Below are 2,371 nucleotides of genomic sequence, written 5' to 3'. Positions count from 1 at the left end.
GACAGACATCAGGAGTGGGGTTCCGGGGTCGGCCACCGAGTCTACGTCGGCGGTGCGACGGGGTTCGAGCGTCGGCGTGTCGGCCCGAGCGGGCGCCGGGGCGTGTCTGCAGCCGCTCGTTAGGATTTCGGCGTGCGCATCCGTCTCGATCTCGCCTACGACGGCGCTGACTTCTCGGGCTGGGCGCGCCAGCCGGGTCTGCGCACGGTGCAGGGCGTGCTCGAGGGTGCCGTCGCGCGCGTGCTCGGCGGCGAGCCGCGCCTCGTGGTCGCGGGACGCACCGACGCGGGCGTGCACGCGAGCGGACAGGTCGCGCACCTCGACCTCGACGAGATCCAGCACCGCCGGCTCGACGCCGGGCGGGGCGATGTCGACCAGCTCGCCCGCAAGATCACCGGCGTGCTCGGACGTTCCCCCGATGTCGTCGTGCACCGCACCTCGATCGCCCCCGACGGCTTCGACGCCCGCTTCTCGGCCGTGTGGCGCCGCTACACGTACCGCGTGGCCGACGAGGTCACCGGCTACGACCCGCTCGAGCGCACGCGCACCACCTTCGTGCGGGCACGCCTCGACGAGCAGGCGATGGATGCCGCGGCCCGCGCCCTCATCGGGCTCCACGACTTCGCCGCCTACTGCAAGCCGCGCGAGGAGGCCACGACGATCCGCACGCTGCTCGACTACTCGTGGCGGCGCGACGAGACCGGCACGCTCGTCGCGCACGTGCGCGCGGACGCCTTCTGTCACAGCATGGTGCGCGCCCTCGTCGGCGCCTGCGTCGCGGTAGGGCAGGGGCGCCTCGCGCCGGACGACCTCGTGCGGCTGCGAGATGAGGCGGTGCGCACGAGCGCGTTCCCCGTGCTGGCTGCCCACGGGCTCACCCTCGCCGAGGTCGGCTACCCCGCCGAGGACCTGCTCGCCGCGCGCGCCGACCAGACGCGTGCGCGCCGCGAGCTCGACTGAGCGCGTCCTTCGGCGACGCATGAGCGAACCCTGTGAGATCCACCGTGCGCCCGGCGCCGCGCCGGCACCGGCCTATCGTGGAAGCACGATGAAGGTCATCTCCTACAACCTGCGCAAGCACCGGGCCGCCGGCGAGCTCATCCACCGCGTCGCGGAGCACGACCCCGACGTGCTCTGCCTGCAGGAGGCGGACACCACCGACATCCCCGATCGCCTCGGCGGCCTCGTGCTCGCCGACGCCACCCAGCGCAACCGGCTGGGTCTCGCGGTCTACTTCCGCGAGAGCACGTTCCGGCTGCAGGAGGTGCGAGCCATCTCGCTGAAGAAGTCGCTGCACGACATGGTGCTCAAGCCCGCCGAAGAGCGGATGCTGGGGGTGCGCCTGCGGGACATCGACCACAACAGCGAGCTGCTCGTCGCCTCGTTCCACGCCGCCCCCCTCACGGCGCTGAACTCGCTGCGACGCCATCAGATCCGCACGGCGCTCGCCGAGCTCGCCGACCTCGGCCCGGGCCTGCCGACGCTCATGGTCGGCGACTACAACTACCCCGTCTTCAAGGAGAAGCTGGGCGAGCGCGTGCGCGACCAGGGCTACGAGCTGAGCCTCAGCGACTCCCGCACCTACACGCGCTACCGGTTCTTCCGCGGCCACTACGACTTCGCCACCTCGTCGGGGTTCACGATCGCCGACATCCGCACCCTCCCGCAGGGGCTCAGCGATCATCTCCCGATCCTCGTGACCGCCCAGCCCGACCCGGCGCGCATCGCCGCCTGAGTCGCGGCGCCCGTCGCCGCGTCACCGCGGGTGGGCGCCGGCGTCAGGAGTGCGGGTCAGGCCGCGGCATCCACGGCGCTCGGCGACGCCGCACGCGGGAGGCGAGCCGCGTCGGTGAAGCGGGCCCGGGCGATGACGACCGCGGCGACGACCATGAGCAGCGCCCCCAGCCAGTAGGGCGCCGCGTGGCTCACGACGGCGTAGAGGGCGCCGGCGAGGAGCGGCGCCACCGTGCTCATGGCGCCGTTGAGCGACTGCGTCGCGCCGCCCAGCCAGCCTTGCTCATCGGCGCCGACGGCGTTGGACATCGCGCCGTCCATCGCGGCCTGCGCGGCACCCTGCCCCGCGGCGAGCAGGAGCGATCCGGCGATGAACACCCACGGCTGGGCGAGCACCGAGGCGACGAGCGCGAGGGCCGCGAGTCCCAGTGCCTGGCCGATGATGCCGCTGACGATGACCGCGCGCTCGCCCATGCGGGGGAGCAGCACGCCGAGCAGGGCGCCCTGCACGATGATGTCGATGATGCCGACGGCGGCGATGAGCAGGCCGATCGCGGTCGGACCCCAGCCGATGGAGTCGTAGGCCATCACGCTGAAGTTGTTCACGAACATGCCGAACGGCAGCGCGAGCAGCGCG

Annotated in this window: 3 protein-coding genes; 2 read left to right on the top strand and 1 reads right to left on the bottom strand. The window is 72.7% G+C overall.

What is annotated here, in order from left to right; all coding sequences use genetic code 11:
• The first annotated feature begins 132 nt into the window (after positions 1-132).
• On the top strand, positions 133-960 hold the full coding sequence (truA, locus tag ASG00_RS00350) for a tRNA pseudouridine(38-40) synthase TruA (protein ID WP_056206069.1): 828 nt from the start codon (positions 133-135) through the stop codon (positions 958-960).
• A gap of 88 nt (positions 961-1,048) precedes the next feature.
• Positions 1,049-1,735, top strand: coding sequence for an endonuclease/exonuclease/phosphatase family protein (locus tag ASG00_RS00345; protein ID WP_056206066.1), 687 nt, complete (start codon positions 1,049-1,051; stop codon positions 1,733-1,735).
• A 56-nt stretch (positions 1,736-1,791) separates the two neighbouring features.
• Here ASG00_RS00345 and ASG00_RS15945 read toward each other — a convergent pair.
• Positions 1,792-2,371: MFS transporter (locus tag ASG00_RS15945; RefSeq protein WP_235558997.1), on the bottom strand; the 580-nt coding region annotated here is incomplete at its 5' end.

Source organism: Microbacterium sp. Leaf351 (assembly GCF_001423825.1).
In the GTDB taxonomy this organism is placed as follows: Bacteria; Actinomycetota; Actinomycetes; order Actinomycetales; family Microbacteriaceae; genus Microbacterium; species Microbacterium ginsengisoli.
Note: the sequence above shows the minus strand (reverse complement) of the source record. Positions and strands in the feature narration are given on the sequence as shown.